The organism is Aromatoleum petrolei, assembly GCF_017894385.1.
GTDB classification, from domain to species: Bacteria; Pseudomonadota; Gammaproteobacteria; order Burkholderiales; family Rhodocyclaceae; genus Aromatoleum; species Aromatoleum petrolei.
Map to the genome: position 1 here is coordinate 123,657 of NZ_CP059560.1, position 20,300 is coordinate 143,956.

Here is a 20,300-nt window from a genome sequence, read left to right on the forward strand (position 1 = left end):
GACAGGAACCCCCGGTTGCGCGACATTTCGCGGTTGCCCCCGCCGGAAGCCCAGATGCACGCCTCCTCGCCGCTCCCCAATTCGCTGCTCGATCGTTCGCTCAAGTCCGTCTGGCACCCCTGCACGCAGATGAAGCAGCACGAAAATCTGCCGCTGGTGCCCATCGTGCGCGGCGAAGGGCCGTGGCTGATCGATGCGGATGGACGACGCCTGCTCGACGGCATCAGCTCCTGGTGGGTGAACCTCTTCGGACACTGCAACCCGCGCATCAACGCGGCCCTGCGCGACCAGCTCGAACGCCTCGAGCACGTGATGCTCGCCGGCTTCACACATGAACCGGTCGTCCAGCTATCCGAGCGCCTTGCCGCCCTCACCGGCCACCGCCTCGGCCACGCGTTCTACGCCTCCGACGGCGCCTCAGCGACCGAGATCGCGCTGAAGATGAGCGCCCATTACTGGCGCAACCTTGGCCGGCCGGAAAAATCCCGCTTCGTCAGCCTTGCCGGCAGCTACCACGGCGAGACGGTCGGCGCGCTCGCGGTCACCGACGTCGCGATCTTCCGCGACGCCTACGCCCCGCTGGTGCGCGCCGGCAGCATCGTGCCGACGCCCGACGCCCGCCTCGCCGAGCCCGGCGAATCGGCAGCCGACGTCGCCCGCCGTGCCGCCGGCGCCCTCGAAGCCCACCTCGCCGAACACCACGCCGAAACTGCCGCGCTGATCGTCGAGCCGCTCGTGCAGGGCGCCTCCGGCATGGTCATGTACGACCCCGAGTACCTGCGCCTGGCCCGCGCACTATGCGACCGCTACGAAGTGCACCTCGTCGCCGACGAGATCGCCGTCGGCTGCGGGCGCACCGGCACCTTCTTCGCGTGCGAACAGGCCGGCATCTGGCCCGACTTCGTGTGCCTGTCGAAAGGAATCTCCGGCGGCTATCTGCCCCTGTCGCTGGTGCTGACGACCGACACCATCTACGCTGCCTTCTACGACGACGCCACGACGCGCGGCTTCCTGCATTCGCACTCCTACACCGGCAACCCGCTCGCCTGCCGCGCCGCGCTCGCAACGCTGGACATCTTTGCCCAGGACGACGTTCTCGCCGCCAACCGCGGCCTCGCGCAACGCCTCGGCGACGCTGTCCGCGCCCGCTTTGGCGATCATCCCGCGGTCAACCACCTGCGCCAGCGCGGCATGATCCTCGCGTTCGACGTCGCAACCGAGCGCCCCGACTTTTCGCGACGCTTCTTCACGGCCGCGCTCAAATGCGGCGTCCTGCTGCGCCCCGTCGGCAACACCGTGTACTTCATGCCGCCCTACGTGCTCGACGACGGCCACGTCGCCGACCTCGTCGCCGGAGCCGCCGCCGCGCTGGCCGAAGCCCTCACCTGACCGACCGCCCATGCTGCTCGATTCGCTGAAGGCCGACCTCGCCCAACTCGACGCCCGGTCCCTGCGCCGTGTGCGCCGCAGCCTCGACACCCCCTGCGGCCCGCGCGCGCGCGTCGACGGCCGCGACATGCTCGCCTTCTGCAGCAACGACTACCTCGGCCTCGCCGCCGAGCCCGAGCTCGCCGCGGCTCTCAAGGCCGGCGCCGATCGCTGGGGCAGCGGCTCGGGCGCCTCGCATCTGGTCAGCGGCCACTACACCGTGCACGACGAACTCGAGCGCCGGCTCGCCGCCTTCGTCGGCTGCGAACGTGCGCTCTACCTGTCGACCGGCTTCATGGCCAACTCCGGCGTGATCCCCGCCCTCGTCGGGCGCGGCGATGCAATCTTCGCCGACCGCCTCAACCACGCTTCGCTCGTCGACGGCGCCCTGCTCTCGCGCGCCGACCTGCATCGCTTCCCGCACGCGGACCTCACCGCCCTCGAGCGCGCCCTTGCCGCGAGCACCGCGAAGCGCAAGCTCATCGTCACCGACTCCGTGTTCAGCATGGATGGCGATGTCGCGCCGCTGGCCGAACTGCTCGCGCTGGCCGAACGCTTCGACGCCTGGCTGATGGTCGACGACGCCCACGGCTTCGGCGTCCTTGGTCCGGATGGCCGCGGCGCGCTGCGCGAAGCCGGCCTCGCCTCGTGGCGTCTCGTCTACATCGGCACGCTCGGCAAGGCCGCCGGCGTCTCCGGGGCCTTCGTCGCCGGCCAGGCGGACGTCGTCGAATGGCTGATGCAGGCAGCCCGCACCTACATCTTCACGACCGGAGCACCGCCCGCCCTCGCGACGGCCCTGCTGAAGAGCCTCGACCTCATCGAGCACGGCGACGCGCGCCGGGTGCACCTCGCCACACTGATCGAACAACTCCGCACGGGACTGCAACTGCGGCGCTGGCAACTGATGCCCTCGCGCACCCCGATCCAGCCGGTCGTGATCGGCGACAACGCCGAGACGCTCGCCGTCGCCCGCGCGCTGTGGGACGCCGGCCTGTGGGTCCCGGCGATCCGCCCGCCCACCGTCCCGCAGGGCAGCGCCCGCCTGCGCATCTCGCTCACTGCCGCGCACACGCATCAGGACGTCGAGCGCCTCGTCGCCGCGCTGAATGCACTGGAGCACGCCGCTTGAGCGCCCTGCCACTGGTCCTGCTGCACGGCTGGGGCCTGACCCCGAACGTCTGGGCCGGCCTGCGCGATGCCCTGCCGTCGCGCGTCGTCACCCTCGCACCCGCCCTGCCCGGCCACGGCGACGCCCTCCCGGCGCCCTCCGCCGATCTCGCAACATGGAGCGACGCACTGCTTCCTGCACTGCCCGAACGCGCCGTGCTGTGCGGCTGGTCGCTCGGCAGCCTGATCGCGCTCGACCTCGCCCGCCGCCATCCCGAACGGGTCGCGCGCCTGATCCTCATCGGCGCCACCCCCTGCTTCGTCGCCCGCAGCAGCGACGCCCCGTGGCCCCACGGCCTCGACGCCGCAACCGTCGCCACCTTCAATGCAGACTTCGCGACCGATCCTGCCGGCACGCAGAAGAAATTCGTCGCCCTGCAGTCGCTTGGCGACGCACGCCGGCGGGCCGTTGCGGGAGAACTCGCCGCGGCCCTCGCCGACACGGGTCCCGAGCGCGTCCCGGGCCTCTCCAGCGCGCTGGAAGTCCTCGCGAACACCGACCTGCGCGTCTTCATCCCGGAGATCCGCCAACCCACGCAGCTGATCCACGGCGCTGGCGATGCACTGATGCCGCTCGCCGCAGCGGAATGGCTCGCACGGCAACTCCCCGACGCACGGCTCGCGACCATCAACGACTGCGGTCACGCCCCCTTCCTGTCACGTCCGGACGAATGCGCCGCACTCATGGCGGACTGCCTCGATGACTGAGCACCGTCGCCACAAGCAGCAGGTGCGCAAGGCCTTCGAAAGCGCCGCGGACAGCTACGACCGCGCCGCCGCCGTGCAGCGCGAAGTCTGCCATCGCCTCGCGACCCTCGCAGCGACCACGCCCCCGTCCGGATCCGTGTCCCGCATCCTCGATGCCGGCTGCGGCACCGGCTTCGGGCTGGACCTGATCGCGCGCGCCCATCCGGCCGCCCACATCGTCGCGCTCGACTTCGCCCCGGCCATGCTCGCGCGCGTGCGCCAGAACAGCTCCGCCGGCGCGATTTCACCGCTATGCGCCGACCTGGAAGCCCTGCCGCTGGCACCCGGCAGCCTGGATGCGGCCTGGTCCAGCCTCGCACTGCAATGGTGCGACCCCGCACTCTCCCTCGCGCAGATCGCCCACGCTCTGCGCCCCGGCGGGGTCGCCTGGATCGCCACCCTCGGCCCCGCCACGCTGTGGGAGCTGCGCGAAGCCTTCGCACGGGTCGACGAGGCGAACCACGTGATCCGCTTCCACCCGCCAGCCGAATGGATCGAGGCCGCCGAGAAAGCCGGCCTGACGACCGTCGCCAGCGACCTGGAGCCCGCCTACGCCCTGGCACCCGACCTGCGCGGCCTGCTACGCGACATCAAGGCCATCGGCGCACACAGCGTCGGCGAACAACGACGCCGCAAGCCCCTCGGCCGTTCCGCATGGCGCACGCTGGAAGCCGTCTACGAAACGTACCGCCGGCCCGACGGCCTGCTACCCGCCACCTACGACCTCATCCTGCTCGCCCTCAGGAAACAGGAGACCGACCATGACTGAGCGCCGCGCCTGGTTCCTCACCGGCACCGACACCGAAATCGGCAAGACGTTCGTCACCTGCGCGCTACTGCACGTCGCACGCGCCGCCGGCCACAGCGCAGTCGGGATGAAGCCCATCGCCGCCGGCGCCGAGCTCGTCGACGGCGAACGGATCAACGAAGACGCCGCCCGCATCCGCGCCGCCGGCAGCTTCGATCCGGGCCTGCGGCTGCTGAACCCCTATTGCCTCGCGAGTCCCATCGCCCCGCACATCGCCGCCGCCGAAGAAGGCGTCCGGCTCGAACCCGCGCGCATCCTGCGCGCCTTCGAGGAGCTCGCCGTGCGCGCCGACGTCGTGATCGTCGAAGGCGTCGGCGGATTCCGCGTCCCGCTCGACGAACGCTACGACACTGCAGATCTCGCCGTGGACTTCGCACTACCGGTGATCCTCGTCGTCGGCATGCGCCTGGGTTGCATCAATCACGCCCTATTGACCGTCGAGGCGCTGGCTGCCCGCGGCCTGCAACTCGCCGGCTGGATCGCGAACCGCGTCGATCCCGCGATGCTGCGTTTCGATGAAAACCTCGCTGCGCTGAAAGCGAGGATTCCCGCCCCTCTGCTGGGAGTCGTCCCACACGTCGCAGATGGCGATCCGACGAAGGCGAGCGACGCACTGCGCCTGCCGGACTGATCCCGCGCCGCAGGACCCGACTAAGCGCGCCCGTCCGCACGCCGCTGGCGTACCTGCTCGAACAGGCAGATCGCCGCGGCCGCCCCGACATTCAGGGACTCGACTGCCCCCGGCATCGGGATCACGACCAGTCCGTTCGCCAGCGCCGCGACCTCCGCCGACAATCCCTGCCCTTCCGCACCGAACAACCACGCGACCGGCCCGCGCAGATCGCAGTCATAGAGCGGACGCGCCCCCGCACCGAGCCCCGTCGCGAGGATCTGCCCCGGATAGCCGCGCAGCACCTCGCCGACCTGCACATGCTCATGGATGTTCAGGCAGAAATGCCCGCCCATCCCGGCGCGCAGCACGCGCGGCGACCACGCCTGCGCACATCCCGGAGTGAGCAGGACCTCTTTCAGCCCCGCCGCTGCCGCCGTTCTGAGGATCGTGCCGAGATTTCCCGCGTCCTGCACGCCATCGAGCACCAGCACGGATTCGCGCAGCGCCTTCGGCATGCGCGCATGGGGAATATCGATCACCGCCAGGACGCCCGAAGGCGAATCCACCGGGCTCACATGCGCGAACAGCGGATCGGTGAGCTGCAGCGCGGGCAGAGCACCACAGCGTGCGACGATCGCGCCGATCTCCGGCCGTTGCAGCCCCTGCTCGCTCACCACGATCTCGCACAGCGGCCACCCGGCATCGAGCGCCGCCTGAACCAGATGGGCGCCATCCAGCAGGGTCGATCCACTGCTGCGGCGCTCGCGCGCCGAGGTTGCGAGCGCGTGCAGGCGCTTTACATTGGCGTTGTCACGGGAGGAGATCGCTTTCAAGCCAGCCTCAGACGCCCAGCCCCAACGTCGCGATCGCCACCGTCACGGCGCCGAGCACGATGTTGAACCCGACCCATTGCCGGATCTGATTGAGCGCCACCGCGCCCGCCGCCCATTCCTCGCGCGCCACGGCCGCTCTCAGGCGCCGCCACGGCCCGAACCAGATCCACAGGAACACCACGATCATCACCAGACCGGTCAGCATCATCACGTGCCAGGCGCGCGGCGCGTTGCCGAAGCCGACCTCGATCAGCCTGCCGATACCGGTCACGGGGAGCAGCACCACCGCCGCCCACACCATCGGAAAGAAGCGCTCGAACACCCCCACCCATAAGGGCAGGCGCTGCGACGGCGGCAGTGCCGTCGCAGCCGGACGCAGGCACAGGTAAGCGAAGGCCATGCCGCCGACCCACACGATCACGCTCGCCAGATGAAGGAAAAGCACCAGATGCCGGAGTGTCACAGCAGCGTCCCCGCAGGCCAGAGTTCAGGATTGTCGATCAGGGCACGCACCGGACCGAAGCTGCGTCGATAGCAGTCGATCACTCCGTGCTGCCGCAAGGCTGCCAGATGCGCCGCGGTCGGATAGCCCTTGTGGGCCGCGAAGCCATACTGCGGGAAGGCTGCATCCAGTTCCAGCATCTGCGCGTCGCGGGTGGTCTTGGCGAGAATCGACGCGGCCGCGATCGCCGGCACCGTCGCATCGCCCTTCACCACCGCCTCGCACGGAACAGCGAGCTTCGGGCAGCGGTTTCCGTCGACGCGCACAAGATCCGGTACCCAACCCAGCGCCGCGACAGCCCGCTGCATCGCCAGCATCGTCGCATGCAGGATATTGAGCCGATCGATCTCCTCCACCGTCGCCTCCGCCACCGCCCAGGCCAACGCCCGCTCGCGGATCAGCGGCGCGAGCCGGTCGCGCGCCTGTTCGCTCAATTTCTTCGAATCGTTGAGTCCCTCGATCGGCTGCGCCGGATCGAGAATCACCGCCGCCGCCACCACCGAACCGGCGAGCGGCCCGCGGCCCGCCTCATCGACGCCACAGATCAGGCCGGTTGCCGGGACGGATTCCATTCGGGAGCCCTGTTAAGATAAGGAAGGATCGCAGCAGCCGCCTTCTCCGCCGTGTTCTGGCGCAATTGTCGGTGCAGCCCGTCGAAACGCTCCGCGAGCTGCGCACAACCGTCGGGGTCACCAAGCCAGCGATCGAGCGCATCGGCGAGCGCCGCAGGCGTCGCGTCGTCCTGCAGCAACTCGGGCACGACGGTCTCGTTGCACAGGATGTTCGGCAGGCCCACCCACGGCAGGTAGGCCATGCGCTTCATCAGCCGGTACTGCCACTTGCCGATGCGGTAGCTGATAACCATCGGCCGCTTCAGCAGCGCAGCTTCGAGGCTGGCCGTGCCGCTCGCCACGAGCACCACGTCGGCCGCCGTCATCGCCTCAACCGAATGCCCGAACAGCATGCGGATCGGCAGCTCCCCTGCCTGCGCACTGCGCAGCGCCGCGGCAAACAGTTCGCGCGTCTCGCGCGTCGCCAGGGGGACGACGAAGGACAGCTCCGGGTGGCGTTCACTCAGGATCTTCGCCGTCTCGATATAGGTCGGCGCCAGATTGCGTACCTCCGACTGCCGACTTCCGGGCAGCAGCGCGATCACGTGCCCCTCGACCGGAAGGCCCAGGAGTTCGCGTGCCTGTGCGCGATTCGGATGCAGCGGAAAGGCGTCCGCGAGCGGATGGCCGACATAACTCACCGGGATGCCGGCCCGTTCATACAGGGACGGCTCGAAGGGGAAGAGGCACAGCATGTGCGACACCGACCGCGCGATGCCCTTGATCCGCCCGCCGCGCCACGCCCAGATCGACGGACTGACGAAATGGATCGCCGGCATTCCCGCGGCGCGGACCTTCCCCTCCAGCCAGAGGTTGAAGTCGGGTGCATCGACACCGATGAAGGCGTCGGGCCGCTCGGCCTTCACCTGCTTCAGCAGCGTCCTGCGTATCCCCGAGAGTTCGCGATAGCGCTTCAGCGCATCGACATAGCCATGCACCGCGAGCAGCTCGCACGGCCAGCGCGCATCGAAGCCCTCGGCCTGCATCTTCGGCCCGCCGATGCCGAAGAATTCCGCATCGGGGATCTTGTGCCGGATCGCCCGGATCAGGTGACTCGCGAGCAGGTCTCCCGAAGCCTCGCCCGCCACCATCGCAATGCGGATCGCCATGGCGTCAGCGGACGATACCGCGCCCCGACGCAGAGATGAAGTCGGCGAAGGCTGCAACTTCCGCGTGCTCGGCGGCGATCTCGCCGACGCGCGCACGCGCATCGTCGAGGCTCAGGCCCGCGCGGTACAGCGCACGGTAGGCGCGCTTGATCGCGGCGATGCCGTCAGCCGAATAACCCCGACGACGCAATCCTTCGCTGTTGATGCCGTGCGGCTTGGCCGGGTTGCCCGCGACGGTCACATACGGCGGCAGGTCCTGCAGCAGCACGGTGCCGACACCGCAGAAACTGTGCGCGCCGACGCGCACGAACTGATGCACGCCCGTGAAGCCACCGAGGATCGCCCAGTCGCCGACGTGCACGTGTCCCGCGAGCGTCGCATTGTTGGCGAAGATCGTGTGGTCGCCGACGTGGCAATCGTGCGCGACATGCACGTAGGCCATGATCCAGTTGTCGCTGCCGATGCGCGTGACGCCCGCATCCTGCCTGGTGCCGACGTTGAACGAGCAGAACTCGCGGATCGTGTTGCGATCCCCGATCTCGAGCAGCGTCGGCTCCTCGTCGTATTTCTTGTCCTGCGGCGCGGCGCCGATCGAACAGAACTGGAAGATCTCGTTGTCACGGCCGATCTTCGTCCGGCCCTCCACCACCACGTGCGGGCCGATGCGGGTGTTGTCCCCGATCTCGACGTGTTCGCCGACGATCGAGTACGGGCCGATCGAGACGTTCGCCCCGAGCTTGGCGCCGGGGTGGACGATGGCGGTCGCGTGGATCATGACAGAGTCTTGAGTGCGCACATCAGTTCGGCTTCCGCGGCGATCTCACCCGCCACTCGCGCAACGCCTTTGTACTTGTAGATGTTGCGCTTGCCTTGCGTGATCTCGACGTCAAACTGCAGTTGATCGCCCGGCACGACGGGGCGCTTGAAGCGCACGTTGTCGATGCCCGCGAAATACACCACCGAATTCTCGTCAGGCTTGATGCCCATCGTCTTGAAGGACAGCAGCGCAGCGGCCTGCGCCATCGCCTCGACGATCAGCACCCCCGGCATCACCGGATGATGCGGAAAATGCCCCGGAAAGAATGGCTCGTTCATCGTCACGTTCTTGAGCGCCAGGATGCGCTTGCCTTCCTCGAGCTCCAGCACCCTATCCACGAGCAGGAAGGGGTAGCGATGCGGCAAGTATTGGAGAATTTCGTTGATGTCCATGGAGCTCACTCAGGCTTGTGTTCTTCGAGGCGTTGTTCGAGGGCGCGTATTCTATCCACGAGCGCGTCGAGATGGCGCAGATGCGCAAAGTTTTTGACCCAGTCGGCGTGCCCCTGCACCGGGAGATTGGCGGTATAGACACCGGGCCTGACAATCGACTTCGTGACCAATGTACCCGCGGAAACGACCACGTCGTCCACGATATTGAGGTGGCCGATGATCCCGGCCTGGCCGCCGATCATGCAGCGCGCCCCGATGGTCGTGCTGCCCGCGACCCCTACGCACCCCGCGATCGCGGTGTAGTCGCCGACGCGCACGTTGTGGCCGATCTGGATCTGGTTGTCGAGCTTCACGCCCTTGCCGATCACGGTGTCGTCGAGCGCGCCGCGGTCTATCGTCGTGTTCGCGCCGATCTCCACGTCGTCACCGATGACGACGCGTCCGACCTGGGGAATCTTGATCCAGCTGCCGTCACGTTCACGTGCAAAACCGAATCCGTCCGACCCGATGACCGCGCCCGAATGCACGATGCAGTCGGTTCCGAGCACGCAGCCGGAATAAATCGAGACGTTGGCATGCAGGCGCGTACGCACGCCGATGCTCGCCCCCCTGCCGATACGGCACCCCGGGCCGATCACCACGCCTTCGCCCAAGGTCACGTCGGCCTCGATCGAGGCCCCGGCCCCTACCGATACCGAAGACGGAACGGGGCTCGCGACACTTGCCGTCGCATGCACGCCCGGCGCAAACGCCTCGGGCGGATTGAACAGTTGCGCGACGCGTGCGAAATAGGCGTACGGATCCTTGGTGACGATCAGCGGTCGGTCGCTGAGCGATCGCGCAGCTGGCGCGACGATGACCGCCGAAGCCCGACAGCCGCTCAGACGGGACTGATACTTGGGATTCGCGAGGAAGGCCAGATCGCCCTCGCCCGCCTGATCGAGCGTCGCCACACGCCGCACCACCGTGGCCGGATCGCCCACCAGTTCGCCGCCCAGGCGGGCGACCAGCTCTTCCAGCCTGAACATGTAGCCCAACGTCCGCCTTACTTGGTATCAGCCAGCGCCTTGATCACCTTGTCGGTGATGTCAATCCGTGGGCTGGCATAAACGGCTTCCTGAAGGATCACGTCGTACTTCTCCGCTTCGGCGATCTGCTTGACGGCGCGGTTCGCGCGATCGAGGACCGATGCGAGCTCCTCATTGCGGCGCTGGTTGAGATCCTCGCGGAACTCGCGCTGCTTGCGCTGGAAGTCACGGTTCAGGTCGTTGAAAGTGCGTTCCTTGGTGCGACGATCGGCTTCGGCCATCGTCACGCCGTTACGCTCGAGATCCTCTTGCGTCGCCTGCAATTCCTTACCGAGGCGCTGGAGCTCCTGGTCGCGCTTCTCGAACTCCTTCTCCAGGCGCTGCTGGGCACGCACTGCCGGTGCCGCCTCGCGCATGACGCGATCGGAATTCACGAACCCGATCTTCGACTCGGCGAATGCCGTCGGAGCCGCGATGCTCAGAACCGCAGCGGCGAGAACGGACAATGTCGTTGCTTTCACTTATCTCTCCAACGGATATCAGGGGGCGTGTCGATCAGAACACCGAGCCCAGCTGGAACTGGAATTTCTGCAGGTCGTCATCCTTTTCCTTCTTGAGCGGGATGCCGAGGCTGAACTTCAGCGGACCGATCGGCGAACTCCACGAGAAGGCCAAGCCGGTACTGTAGCGCAGGTCGGCCAGATTCGCCTTGTCCCCGGATGCCCACACGGTACCCGCGTCGATGAAGGCCGACATGCGGAACGAGCGATCCATGCCGGAGCCGGGCAAGGGGAAATAGAATTCCGCGTTGCCGATCACGCGCCGGTTGCCGCCGAGCGAATCGCCGGTCGCCGAACGCCGTACGCTGCCGTCGGGATTCAGAATCGCGCGATCGTCCTTGGGACCAATCGAGCTCTGTTCAAAGCCGCGCACCGAGCCGATACCACCGGCATAGAAATTCTTGTAGAACGGCAGCGTTTCGCCACCAAAGCCCTTGGCCCAGCCCAGATCGGTGTTGAGCATCAGCGCGTAGTCGCGGCCGAACGGGAACCAGTGCTGGTACTGGTAGTTGAGCTTGGTGTACTTCAGCTCGCCCGGCGGCACGGCGACTTCGCCGAACACGCGCTGGAAGTTGCCCTTGCGCGGGTAGATCACGCTATCGCGCGTATCGCGCGCCCAGCCGGCCGACGCGACCAGGCTGTTGACAGTCACGTTGCCGATGCCGTTATCGTTGCTACACCCCTGCTCCTTGCAGAAGTTGATGTACTGGATCGGGCTGTCGGCGAAAGTCGTGATCCGGGTGCGATCGACCGCGAGACCGAAATTGATCGAGTCGTCCTCGCCGATCGGATAGCCCATGCGCACGCCGGCGCCGGTCGACACGGTCTTGTAGGGTGCGACGGACAGCGAGTTCGACGGGTCGTAGGTGCGGTGGTAGAGATCCCAACCCAGGCTCACGCCGTCGATCGTGTAGTACGGGTCGGTGAAGGACAGCGCATAGGTACGGCTCGACTTGCTGGTATTGAGCGCGAGGGTCAGCGCATTGCCCGAGCCGAACAAGTTCTGCTGCGACACCGACGCGGAGAGAACCACCTTCTCGGAGCTTGAGAAGCCGGCACCCAGGGAAAGGTTGCCGGTCGCCCGCTCCTTGACGTTGAAGTTCACATCGACCTGATCGGTCGTGCCCGCCACGGCGGGGGTCTCGACGTTGACCTCCTCGAAGTGCCCCAGGCGATCGACCCGCGTACGCGACCGGTTGATCTGTGCAGCGTCGTACCACGCTCCCTCCATCTGGCGCATTTCGCGGCGGATGACCTCGTCACGGGTCTTGGTGTTGCCGCCGACGTTGATGCGTCGGACATACACGCGACGACCGGGATCGACGAAGATCGTAAACGCGACTTCGCGCTTCTCCTTGTCAACTTCTGGCGAAGCATTCACGTTCGCGAAGGCGTAGCCTTCATTGCCCAGACGGTCGGCCACGGCCTTGGTCGTCTCGGTCAGCTTCTCGCGCGAGAAAATCTCGCCCGGCTTGATCACGACCAGCTTCTTGTATTCTTCCTCCGGCAACACCAGATCGCCCGCAAAGCGCACGCCGGACACCGAGTAGCGCTCGCCCTCGGTGATGCTCAGGGTGATGTAGATGTCCTTCTTGTCCGGGGTGATGGAAACCTGCGTGGAGTCGATATTGAAATCGAGGTAGCCGCGGTTCAGGTAGTACGAGCGCATCGTCTCGAGGTCGGCCGACAGCTTCTGGCGCGAATACTGGTCGTTCTTCGTATACCAGGTCAGCCAGCCCGGCGTCGTGAGCTGGAACAGGTCCAGCAGTTCCGACTCCTTGAACGCCTTGTTGCCGATGATGCTGATCTGGCGGATCTTTGCGACATCGCCCTCATCGACCTTGAAGTTGATGCCGACGCGATTGCGCTCGAGCGGCGTCACCGTCGTTTCAATCACGGCGGCGTACTTGCCACGGCTCAGGTACTGCCGCTTGAGTTCCTGTTCGGCGCGCTCGAGCAGGGCGCGGTCGAAAATCCGCGACTCGGCGAGACCGACATCCTTCAGCCCCTTCTTGAGCGCGTCCTTGTCGAATTCCTTCACGCCGACGAAGTCGATCTGTGCAATCGCGGGACGCTCCTCAACCAGCACCACGAGGACGTCGCCCTCGGCTTCGATGCGCACGTCCTTGAAGAACCCGGTGGCAAACAGGCCGCGAATCGCCTCTGCCGCCTGTGCTTCCGTGAAGGTCTCGCCAACACGCACGGGCAGGTAGTTGAAGACGGTGCCGGCTTCGGTGCGCTGGATGCCTTCGACGCGGATATCCTTGACGACGAACGGTTCAAATGCAAACACCGGGGCAGCGGCAAAAAGGGCCGCTACGAGCCCGGACAGAAGCTTCAGTTTCATCGGGGAGTCAACCGGAAATGAGACGGGTTATGTCGTTGTAGAAGGCAAACGCCATCAGCATCGCAAGCGCGACCAGACCGATCTGCTGACCGATCTCCATGATGCGCTCGGGGATGGGACCGCCCTTGATAATCTCTATCACATAATACAGTAAATGCCCCCCATCCAGCACCGGAATGGGCAGCAGATTCAGCACCCCGAGGCTGATGCTGATGAGGGCGATGAACTTCAAGTAGTGCCCCAGGCCGAGCTTCGCCGACTGGCCTGCGTAGTCGGCAATCGTCACCGGACCGGACAGATTCTTCCACGAGATCTCGCCGGTCAGCATGCGCCCGATCATCTTCAGGCTCAGCACGCTGGTTTCCCAAGTCTGCGCCAGCGCCTTGCCGAGCCCTTCAACCGGACCGTAGCGCACGACGGCAAACAAGGCTTCCCGGCTCGCCCCTCCGTCGGCCACCGCGACACCGATCTTGCCCACCTGGGTTCCCCGTTCATCAACGGCATCCGGTACCAGCTTCAACTCGATGCGCTGATCGCCGCGCTGCACCAGCACGGCGATCGACTGCCCCGCCCGCTGGCGCACGCGTTCAACCAGCTCGCTCCAGGACACGAGACTTTGTCCGTCGAACTCGACGAACCGGTCTCCCGGCAGCAATCCCGCGCGCGCGCCCGCACCACCTTCGACGACTTTCCCGATGACGGGCGGGATCACCGGGCGCCACGCCCGCAAACCGACGTTCGCAATCAAATCCTGCTCGCCGTCCTCGATCTTTACGCCGGTGAGGTCGAGCGACCGATAGGTTTCGACGCCCTCCGCGGTACGGACATGGAGCGAGATCGCGCGCGCATCAAGTGCATGGCGCAGCAGTACCCAGCGCAGCTCCGGCCAACTCCGCACCGCCTCGTCGTCCACCGCCAGCACCAGATCGCCGTCGCGGATTCCCGCGACCGCCGCGGGCGTCGCTGGACCGGTCACCGCGAGCTGCGGTTTCAGCTCCTCGGTACCAGTCGCGAAGAGCCCCCAGTAAAGCACCACAGCGAGCAAAAAATTGGCGATCGGACCGGCGGCGACGATCGCGAAACGCTTGCCTACCTTCTGCCGATTGAAGGCGCGGTGCAGCTCCGCGGGCGCGACGTCGCCCTCGCGCTCGTCGAGCATCTTCACGTAGCCACCGAGCGGGAAGACCGCAAGCGCCCACACCGTACGATCGGCGCCGGCAGTCCAGCTCAGCAGGGGGCGCCCGAAGCCGATCGAAAAGCGCAACACCTTGACGCCGCACCAACGCGCGACGAGGTAGTGCCCCAGCTCATGAACCAGGATCAGCAGCCCGAGGGCCAGGATGAAGGGAATCAGGTATTCGAAGAGATTCATTGGCTAGTGCTGCGAGCGAGGATCTCCGTGCACGCCATGTCACGCGCCCGCGCGTCCGCATCGATAATTGCATCGAGCGAGTCGACCGACAAGCGATGCGCGCGTTCCAGCGTCGCCGAAATCACATCCGCGATCCCGCGGAATCCAAGGCGCCCCTCGAGGAACGCCGCCACCGCTTCCTCGTTCGCTGCATTCAGCACCGCCGCCGCCGCGCCGCCCTCGCGCAGCGCCTGGTAGGCCAGCGCGAGGCAGGGAAAACGCTGAAAATCCGGGCGCTCGAAGGTCAGGCGCGCGATCTCGAACAGGTCCAGCGAACGCACCCCCGCGTCGATGCGGTCAGGGTACGCCATGGCATGCGCGATGGGCGTGCGCATATCGGGGTTGCCAAGCTGAGCCAGAACCGAGCCATCGGCATACTCGACCATCGAGTGGATCACGCTCTGCGGGTGGACCACGACCTCTATACGTTCTGCCGGCAGGCCGAACAGCCAGTGCGCCTCGATGACTTCGAGACCCTTGTTCATCATCGTCGCCGAATCGACGGAGATCTTCCGCCCCATGACCCAGTTCGGATGCGCACAGGCTTCGTCCGGCGTGACGCTGGCAAGGCTCTCCGCCGAGCGCTCACGGAACGGTCCGCCCGACGCCGTGAGGAGAATGCGCCGGATACCGCGTTCGTCGGCATTGCGCCGGTAATCGTGCGGCAGGGCCTGGAACACGGCATTGTGCTCGCTGTCGATCGGCAGCAGCTGCGCCCCGCTCACGGCAACGGCATCCATGAACAGTGAGCCCGAAAGAACCAGCGCCTCCTTGTTCGCAAGCAGAACGCGCTTGCCGGCGCGCGCCGCGGCCAGCGTCGGTGCGAGCCCCGCGGCGCCGACGATCGCAGCCATCACCGCATCCACGTCCTCGTGGCGCGCAACCTCGATCAGCGCATCGGCGCCGTCGAGCACTTGGGTCTTCCCCCCAACGCCGTGCAGCCGCTCACGCAGCCGGGCAGCCGCGGCCGGATTCACCATTACCGCGAAGCACGGCGAGAAGCGGACACACAGCTCGAACATCCGGTCGACGCTCTCCTGCGCCGTGAGCGCAAAGGCTTCGAAGCGGTCAGGGTGACGGGCAATGACGTCGAGCGTGCTCATGCCGATGGAGCCGGTGGCTCCGAGCACCGTCACACGTTGCAGTGTCGTATCAGGCATCGATCAATTTGCGAACCAGAGGGCAGCGAGGCCCACCAGCGGGAGGGTTGAGGTAAGACTGTCGATGCGGTCAAGAATGCCGCCGTGTCCGGGCAGCAAGGTGCCGCTGTCCTTGAGTCCGGCCTGCCGCTTCAGCAGGGACTCGAACAGATCGCCGATGATGCTCACCGCGGTGAACCCGGCAAGCAGCGGAAGCAGTCCTGCGACGAGCGGCGTGCGCGCGATCGCGAGCGAAGAGCCAAGGGCCAACACCAAGCCGAAGACCGTGACGCCCGCCACTGCCCCGCCAGCCCCCTCCCAAGTCTTTCCCGGGCTGATCTCCGGCGCAAGCTTCCGCCGCCCGAAGGCGCGCCCCGTGAAGTAGGCCGAAATATCGGCGATCGACACGGCCGCGATCACCGCCAGCAGCAGCAGCGGGCTGACCGAGCGCAGATGTGCCATCGCAAGCGCCGGGGGAAGGAGCACAATCAGGCCGACCAGCATCCCACCCGCATTTCCCTGCAAGTGCCATTTGCGCTGCAGCCAGAACGGCACCACCGCAAGCCAGAACGCCGCACTGAGTCCATAGAAGCCGAAAAGCCCGACCGGACGCTGCGGCGCATCGCTCGCGAGGCCCGCAACAGCTCCGAGCAAGAAGCAGGCGGCACCCATCAACACGGCAAAGCTCAGACGTCGAGCACCCGTGAACCGCGCCAGTCCGCCCCACTCCCACGCCGCCCCTGCGCAGATCAGGCTGGCGAAAGCAAGCCACCCGACGGGCGGAAGGAGGAAAAGTGCGCCAAGCAGGACACCCAGCAGCACAAATGCAGTGATGATCCGGGTCTTAAGCATGGTCGGCCGGGTTCCGGCTCACCTCGTCCTGTTTCGACGCCTTTTCGGTCTCGCGTAGTTGCTCGCTGGTGCGCCCGAACCGGCGCTCACGGGACTGATAGGACGCGATCGCCAGATCCAGTACCTTCTCGTCGAAGTCCGGCCAGAGCGTATCGGTGAAGTACAGCTCCGAATACGCGAGTTGCCAGAGCAGGAAGTTGCTGATGCGCTGTTCGCCGCCGGTGCGTATGAACAAATCCGGCTCGGGACCGTAGTTCAGCGACAGTTCCGCGCTCAGATCTTCCTCCGAGAATCCCGAGCGGCGCTCGGGGTACTTCGCCAGCATCCGCTCGACGGCCTGAAGGATGTCCCAACGCCCGCCGTAGTTGGCGGCGATCGTGAGCGTAAGCCTGTCGTTGCGCGCCGTGAGATCTTCCGCCCGGCGGATCATGTCGACGAGCGCCGGGTCAAAGCGCGAAAGATCGCCGATCACCCGAAAGCGGATGCTGTTCTCGTGCAGACGATCGATTTCCTTTTGCAGCGAGCGCATGAAGAGCTGCATGAGGAAGGAGACTTCGTCAGCAGGACGACGCCAGTTCTCGGAACTGAAGGCGAACAGCGTGAGGTGGGACACACCTTTCGCCATGCACCCCCGGATCACGGCGCGGACCGACTCGACGCCCTTTCCGTGGCCGGCCACCCGCGGCATGAAGCGCTTGCGCGCCCAACGCCCGTTCCCGTCCATGATGATGGCGATATGCTGCGGAACGCCGGATACCTCCGGGATTGCGCGCGTGGAACTGGTAAAGGGTTTACGCGCCATCAGGCATCTCCCGCGTTGTATCCCGCCGACAAGCCCGATCCCGCAGGGATCAGATCTGCATCAGTTCCTGCTCTTTCTGTGCGAGCAGCTTGTCGATCTCGGCGATGTGCTTGTCGGTGAGCTTCTGGATGTCGTCCTGGGCGCGGCGTTCGTCGTCTTCCGAGATCGCCTTGTCCTTGACTGCATCCTTGAGTTGCTGATTGGCGTCGCGACGCAGGTTGCGCACGGCCACCTTGGCGTTCTCGCCTTCGTGGCGAACGACCTTCGTCAGGTCGCGCCGGCGCTCTTCCGTCAGGGCAGGCATCGGCACCCGCAGCATCTCGCCCATATTCGCCGGGTTCAGACCCAGATCGCTGTCGCGGATGGCCTTCTCGATCTTCCCCAGCATGGGTTTCTCCCATGCCTGGACGCCAATCGTACGTGCGTCGATCAGGGTGATGTTGGCGACCTGGTTGATCGGCACAGGGCTGCCATAGTATTCGACCATCACGTGATCGAGCAGACCGGTGTGGGCGCGACCGGTGCGCACCTTGGCCAGGTCGGCCTTGAGCACCTCGATCGACTTGTGCATCTTCTGCTCGGACGTTTTCTTGAGTTCGGCAATCATTCTCGAATCCTCAGGAATGAACCAGCGTGCCTTCGTCTTCGCCCATCACGACGCGCTTGAGCGCGCCCGGCTTGAAGATCGAGAACACGTTGATCGGCAGTTTCTGGTCGCGGCACAGCGCGAATGCGGTGGTGTCCATCACGGCGAGGTTGCGACCGATCGCCTCATCGAAGCTGATGCGATGGTAGCGCTTCGCCTGCGGATCCTTATGCGGATCGGCGGTATATACACCATCGACCTTGGTCGCCTTCAGCACGATCTGCGCAGCCATTTCCGACCCACGCAGGGCAGCGGCCGTATCCGTCGTGAAGAACGGGTTGCCGGTACCGGCAGCAAAAATGACGACCCTGCCTTCCTCCATATGGCGGATGGCACGGCCGCGAATGTACGGCTCAACGACCTGGTCGATGCGCAATGCCGACTGCACGCGTGCTTCGACACCGGCACGCCGGAACGCATCGGCCAACGCCATTGCGTTCATTACCGTTGCGAGCATGCCCATGTAGTCCGCGGTGGCGCGGTCCATGCCGGACGCAGCGCCTTTCATCCCGCGGAAGATGTTGCCGCCGCCGATCACCACGCCGACCTGCACGCCGAGGTGCGTGACCTCGGCGATTTCGGCGACGATGCGGCTGACCACCTCTTCGTTGATACCGTACGGATCGTCACCCATCAGGGCTTCACCGGACAGTTTCAACATGATGCGCTTGTAGGCGGCGACACTCATCATGGACCTCTTACTTCTTGGCGGCAGCGGCTTGGGCGGCGACTTCGGCGGCGAAGTCGGTCACTTTCTTCTCGATGCCTTCACCCACGACGTAGAGCGTGAAGCTCGCGATCGAGGCATTGCGCGACTTGAGCAGTGCTTCGACGGTGAGCTTGTCGTCCTTGACGAAAGGCTGGCCAAGCAGGGTGACTTCCTTCAGGAATTTCTGCACCGAGCCTTCGACACGCTTCGCGAGGATATCTTCGGGGATTGCCTTGCCGGACTTGGCAGCGTCTTCGGCAGCCTTCTCGCGCGCAACGCGGCGCTCGGACTCGATCAGATCCTGCGACACGCCGGAAGCGTCGAGAGCCCTCGGCTTCGACGCGGCGATGTGCATCGCCAGGTCCTTCGCCAGTTGCTCGTCGCCACCGACGAGATCGATCAGCACGCCGATCTTGGCACCGCCGTGGATGTACGACGCCAGGCTACCCTTGGCCTCGACGCGCACGAAGCGGCGCAGCGTCATGTTTTCGCCAATCTTGCCCACCAACCCGGCACGCACGGAATCCACCGTACCGTCACCCAGCGGCAGGGCCGACAGCGCGGCAACGTCAGCCGGATTGCGCTCGGCAACCAGGGCGGCGCAATCGGCAGCCAGCTTGAGGAACTCGTCGTTCTTGGCGACGAAGTCGGTTTCCGAGTTGATCTCGAGGATGCTGCCGAGCTTGCCATCGGCGCTGATATTGATTGCAACGACGCCTTCGGCGGCAACGCGCGACGCGGCCTTGGTGGCCTTGCTGCCAAGCTTCACGCGCAGGATCTCTTCGGCCTTACCCATGTCGCCGGCAGCCTCGGTCAGAGCCTTCTTGCATTCCATCATGGGCGCGTCGGTCTTCTCGCGCAGTTCCTTGACCATGCTTGCGGTGATTTCCGCCATGCTAACTCCTCAAATTCGTATGCATATCGGCCCTGTCTCCAGGGCCGAGGAAACTCAGGCCTGCTCGCCCGACGACGACTCGTCGACTTCGACAAACTCGTCCGAACCGGCGGCGACGATGTCCTGCAGAACCTGGCTGCGACCTTCCAGCACGGCATCGGCAACGCCGCGTGCATAGAGGCGGATCGCGCGGGAGGAGTCATCGTTGCCCGGGATCACATAGTTGATGCCTTCGGGCGAGTGGTTGGTATCAACCACCGCAACGACGGGAATGCCCAGCTTCTTCGCTTCGGTGATGGCAATCTTGTGGTAGCCGACGTCGATGACGAACAGCGCGTCCGGCAGGCCGCCCATGTCCTTGATGCCGCCGATCGACTTCTGCAGCTTGTCCATTTCGCGCGAGGCCATCAGCGCTTCCTTCTTGGACAGACGCTCGATCGAGCCGTCCTCGACCATCGCTTCCATTTCCTTGAGGCGCTTGATCGACTGCTTGACCGTCTTGAAGTTGGTCAGCATGCCGCCGAGCCAGCGCTCGTCAACGAAGGGCATGCCCGCGCGACGGGCTTCTTCGGCAATGATTTCGCGCGCCTGGCGCTTGGTGCCGACCAGCATGATGGTGCCGCGATTGGCGGCAAGCTTGCGCACGAAGTCCATCGCTTCGTTGTACTTGACCATCGTCTTCTCGAGGTTGACGATGTGGATCTTGTTGCGCTGGCCGAAGATGTACGGGGCCATGCGCGGATTCCAGAAGCGGGTCTGGTGACCAAAGTGGATGCCGGCTTCCAGCATCTGACGCATCGTGACAGACATTTGCTACTCCGAACTTTAAGGGTTGAGCCTCCGCCCGGCATGGTCATTCCAGGATGACCCGAACCGTCCCA

General features: G+C 65.7%; 22 protein-coding genes. 5 read left to right on the top strand and 17 right to left on the bottom strand.

Annotated elements, in window-relative coordinates:
• The first annotated feature begins 54 nt into the window (after positions 1 to 54).
• The 5 genes from bioA to bioD are packed head-to-tail and all read left to right on the top strand — an operon-like array spanning position 55 to position 4,784.
• Positions 55 to 1,389, top strand: coding sequence for an adenosylmethionine--8-amino-7-oxononanoate transaminase (bioA, locus tag ToN1_RS00520; RefSeq protein WP_169208855.1), 1,335 nt, complete (start codon positions 55 to 57; stop codon positions 1,387 to 1,389).
• A gap of 10 nt (positions 1,390 to 1,399) precedes the next feature.
• The gene (gene bioF, locus ToN1_RS00525) at positions 1,400 to 2,560 is read left to right on the top strand and encodes an 8-amino-7-oxononanoate synthase (protein WP_169208856.1); all 1,161 of its coding nucleotides are present in this window, start codon (positions 1,400 to 1,402) and stop codon (positions 2,558 to 2,560) included.
• Positions 2,557 to 3,306 (top strand): alpha/beta fold hydrolase, encoded by a 750-nt coding sequence (locus ToN1_RS00530; RefSeq protein WP_210147948.1) that lies wholly within the window; start codon positions 2,557 to 2,559, stop codon positions 3,304 to 3,306. The genes bioF and ToN1_RS00530 overlap by 4 nt, the downstream gene beginning before the upstream one ends.
• Complete coding sequence (locus ToN1_RS00535; protein WP_169208619.1) at positions 3,299 to 4,114, top strand: methyltransferase domain-containing protein; 816 nt, start codon at positions 3,299 to 3,301, stop codon at positions 4,112 to 4,114. Before ToN1_RS00530 ends, ToN1_RS00535 begins: the two co-directional genes overlap by 8 nt.
• Positions 4,107 to 4,784, top strand: a complete 678-nt coding sequence (gene bioD, locus ToN1_RS00540; protein WP_169208618.1) for a dethiobiotin synthase — start codon at positions 4,107 to 4,109, stop codon at positions 4,782 to 4,784. The genes ToN1_RS00535 and bioD overlap by 8 nt, the downstream gene beginning before the upstream one ends.
• 20 nt (positions 4,785 to 4,804) lie before the next feature.
• Here the strand turns inward: bioD and ToN1_RS00545 are convergent, their stop codons facing one another.
• From ToN1_RS00545 to rpsB, 17 genes are read right to left on the bottom strand one after another with little or no spacing between them, the layout of a single operon-like run.
• Positions 4,805 to 5,599 (bottom strand): TrmH family RNA methyltransferase, encoded by a 795-nt coding sequence (locus tag ToN1_RS00545; protein WP_169208617.1) that lies wholly within the window; start codon positions 5,597 to 5,599, stop codon positions 4,805 to 4,807.
• 7 nt (positions 5,600 to 5,606) lie between these two features.
• Positions 5,607 to 6,062 (bottom strand): CopD family protein, encoded by a 456-nt coding sequence (locus ToN1_RS00550; RefSeq protein ID WP_169208616.1) that lies wholly within the window; start codon positions 6,060 to 6,062, stop codon positions 5,607 to 5,609.
• Complete coding sequence (rnhB, locus tag ToN1_RS00555) at positions 6,059 to 6,673, bottom strand: ribonuclease HII (protein ID WP_169208615.1); 615 nt, start codon at positions 6,671 to 6,673, stop codon at positions 6,059 to 6,061. Before rnhB ends, ToN1_RS00550 begins: the two co-directional genes overlap by 4 nt.
• Entirely contained in the window at positions 6,646 to 7,821 is a 1,176-nt protein-coding gene (gene lpxB, locus ToN1_RS00560) for a lipid-A-disaccharide synthase (RefSeq protein WP_169208614.1), read from the bottom strand. The genes rnhB and lpxB overlap by 28 nt, the downstream gene beginning before the upstream one ends.
• A gap of 4 nt (positions 7,822 to 7,825) precedes the next feature.
• Positions 7,826 to 8,596: an acyl-ACP--UDP-N-acetylglucosamine O-acyltransferase gene (lpxA, locus tag ToN1_RS00565; protein ID WP_169208613.1), complete on the bottom strand. Its 771-nt coding sequence runs from the start codon at positions 8,594 to 8,596 to the stop codon at positions 7,826 to 7,828.
• On the bottom strand, positions 8,593 to 9,030 hold the full coding sequence (fabZ, locus tag ToN1_RS00570; protein ID WP_169208612.1) for a 3-hydroxyacyl-ACP dehydratase FabZ: 438 nt from the start codon (positions 9,028 to 9,030) through the stop codon (positions 8,593 to 8,595). Before fabZ ends, lpxA begins: the two co-directional genes overlap by 4 nt.
• A 5-nt stretch (positions 9,031 to 9,035) precedes the next feature.
• Complete coding sequence (gene lpxD, locus ToN1_RS00575) at positions 9,036 to 10,058, bottom strand: UDP-3-O-(3-hydroxymyristoyl)glucosamine N-acyltransferase (protein ID WP_169208611.1); 1,023 nt, start codon at positions 10,056 to 10,058, stop codon at positions 9,036 to 9,038.
• Between the two features lie 17 nt (positions 10,059 to 10,075).
• A complete protein-coding gene (locus ToN1_RS00580; protein ID WP_169130937.1) occupies positions 10,076 to 10,579 on the bottom strand; it encodes an OmpH/Skp family outer membrane protein in 504 nt (167 codons plus the stop codon).
• A 34-nt stretch (positions 10,580 to 10,613) separates the two neighbouring features.
• The gene (gene bamA, locus ToN1_RS00585) at positions 10,614 to 12,965 is read right to left on the bottom strand and encodes an outer membrane protein assembly factor BamA (protein ID WP_169208610.1); all 2,352 of its coding nucleotides are present in this window, start codon (positions 12,963 to 12,965) and stop codon (positions 10,614 to 10,616) included.
• Between the two features lie 7 nt (positions 12,966 to 12,972).
• Positions 12,973 to 14,337, bottom strand: a complete 1,365-nt coding sequence (gene rseP / locus ToN1_RS00590) for an RIP metalloprotease RseP (protein ID WP_169208609.1) — start codon at positions 14,335 to 14,337, stop codon at positions 12,973 to 12,975.
• On the bottom strand, positions 14,334 to 15,536 hold the full coding sequence (gene ispC / locus ToN1_RS00595) for a 1-deoxy-D-xylulose-5-phosphate reductoisomerase (protein WP_169208608.1): 1,203 nt from the start codon (positions 15,534 to 15,536) through the stop codon (positions 14,334 to 14,336). Before ispC ends, rseP begins: the two co-directional genes overlap by 4 nt.
• Positions 15,537 to 15,539: 3 nt before the next feature.
• The gene (locus tag ToN1_RS00600; protein WP_169208607.1) at positions 15,540 to 16,367 is read right to left on the bottom strand and encodes a phosphatidate cytidylyltransferase; all 828 of its coding nucleotides are present in this window, start codon (positions 16,365 to 16,367) and stop codon (positions 15,540 to 15,542) included.
• Positions 16,360 to 17,169, bottom strand: coding sequence for a polyprenyl diphosphate synthase (gene uppS, locus ToN1_RS00605; RefSeq protein ID WP_169208606.1), 810 nt, complete (start codon positions 17,167 to 17,169; stop codon positions 16,360 to 16,362). The genes ToN1_RS00600 and uppS overlap by 8 nt, the downstream gene beginning before the upstream one ends.
• A 49-nt stretch (positions 17,170 to 17,218) precedes the next feature.
• A complete protein-coding gene (frr, locus tag ToN1_RS00610) occupies positions 17,219 to 17,776 on the bottom strand; it encodes a ribosome recycling factor (RefSeq protein WP_169208605.1) in 558 nt (185 codons plus the stop codon).
• Positions 17,777 to 17,786: 10 nt separating this feature from the next.
• Positions 17,787 to 18,503 (bottom strand): UMP kinase, encoded by a 717-nt coding sequence (gene pyrH / locus ToN1_RS00615; RefSeq protein ID WP_169208621.1) that lies wholly within the window; start codon positions 18,501 to 18,503, stop codon positions 17,787 to 17,789.
• Between the two features lie 10 nt (positions 18,504 to 18,513).
• Positions 18,514 to 19,419 carry a translation elongation factor Ts gene (gene tsf, locus ToN1_RS00620; RefSeq protein WP_169208604.1) on the bottom strand — a complete coding sequence of 302 codons (906 nt, stop codon included), beginning with the start codon at positions 19,417 to 19,419 and terminating at the stop codon, positions 18,514 to 18,516.
• Positions 19,420 to 19,473: 54 nt separating this feature from the next.
• Positions 19,474 to 20,229, bottom strand: a complete 756-nt coding sequence (rpsB, locus tag ToN1_RS00625) for a 30S ribosomal protein S2 (protein WP_169208603.1) — start codon at positions 20,227 to 20,229, stop codon at positions 19,474 to 19,476.
• Positions 20,230 to 20,300: the final 71 nt, after the last annotated feature.